Source organism: Pseudomonas sp. GW821-FHT01E05 (assembly GCF_059422425.1).
This window is the reverse complement of record NZ_JBWKWW010000027.1, coordinates 3676-5277: the sequence shown is the minus strand read 5'-3', so window position 1 is coordinate 5277 and position 1602 is coordinate 3676. Positions and strand designations below refer to the sequence as shown.

At 52.8% G+C, this 1602-nt stretch carries 2 rRNA genes (1 of these 2 only partly in view); both read right to left on the bottom strand.

The window, feature by feature from the left end:
* Window positions 1-71 (bottom strand): 5S ribosomal RNA (gene rrf, locus AC07W5_RS29450); the annotation flags it as partial.
* 158 nt (window positions 72-229) lie between these two features.
* Window positions 230-1602: ribosomal RNA gene (locus tag AC07W5_RS29445) — 23S ribosomal RNA — on the bottom strand; it runs 1593 nt beyond the window's last position.

The following is a 1602-nucleotide window of genomic DNA, read 5'->3' as shown; positions in this document are numbered from 1 at the left end:
TCGGCGATGCATCGTTTCACTGCTGAGTTCGGGATGGGATCAGGTGGTTCCAATGCTCTATGGTCGTCAAGAAATTCGGGTACCGAGTCGTGGCCTGTTGGCCGCGCTTCAGCAAATTGGGTATGTGATAGCTTCGGTGTTTTGCAAGTCTCTCGAACTTTCGGTTCGTTTCGTCTTCACACACCGCAATCTGGCGCTCTCTCGAGTCAACAAATTGCTTGGGTGTTATATGGTCAAGCCTCACGGGCAATTAGTATTGGTTAGCTCAACGCCTCACAGCGCTTACACACCCAACCTATCAACGTCGTAGTCTTCGACGGCCCTTCAGGGAACTCAAGGTTCCAGTGAGATCTCATCTTGAGGCTAGTTTCCCGCTTAGATGCTTTCAGCGGTTATCTATTCCGAACATAGCTACCCGGCAATGCCACTGGCGTGACAACCGGAACACCAGAGGTTCGTCCACTCCGGTCCTCTCGTACTAGGAGCAGCCCCTCTCAAATCTCAAACGTCCACGGCAGATAGGGACCGAACTGTCTCACGACGTTCTAAACCCAGCTCGCGTACCACTTTAAATGGCGAACAGCCATACCCTTGGGACCGGCTTCAGCCCCAGGATGTGATGAGCCGACATCGAGGTGCCAAACACCGCCGTCGATATGAACTCTTGGGCGGTATCAGCCTGTTATCCCCGGAGTACCTTTTATCCGTTGAGCGATGGCCCTTCCATACAGAACCACCGGATCACTAAGACCTACTTTCGTACCTGCTCGACGTGTCTGTCTCGCAGTCAAGCGCGCTTTTGCCTTTATACTCTACGACCGATTTCCGACCGGTCTGAGCGCACCTTCGTACTCCTCCGTTACTCTTTAGGAGGAGACCGCCCCAGTCAAACTACCCACCATACACTGTCCTCGATCCGGATAACGGACCTGAGTTAGAACCTCAAAGTTGCCAGGGTGGTATTTCAAGGATGGCTCCACGCAGACTGGCGTCCACGCTTCAAAGCCTCCCACCTATCCTACACAAGCAAATTCAAAGTCCAGTGCAAAGCTATAGTAAAGGTTCACGGGGTCTTTCCGTCTAGCCGCGGATACACTGCATCTTCACAGCGATTTCAATTTCACTGAGTCTCGGGTGGAGACAGCGCCGCCATCGTTACGCCATTCGTGCAGGTCGGAACTTACCCGACAAGGAATTTCGCTACCTTAGGACCGTTATAGTTACGGCCGCCGTTTACCGGGGCTTCGATCAAGAGCTTCGCGTTAGCTAACCCCATCAATTAACCTTCCGGCACCGGGCAGGCGTCACACCCTATACGTCCACTTTCGTGTTTGCAGAGTGCTGTGTTTTTAATAAACAGTCGCAGCGGCCTGGTATCTTCGACCGGCATGGGCTTACGGAGCAAGTCCTTCACCCTCACCGGCGCACCTTCTCCCGAAGTTACGGTGCCATTTTGCCTAGTTCCTTCACCCGAGTTCTCTCAAGCGCCTTGGTATTCTCTACCCAACCACCTGTGTCGGTTTGGGGTACGGTTCCTGGTTACCTGAAGCTTAGAAGCTTTTCTTGGAAGCATGGCATCAACCACTTCGTCATCTAAAAGAT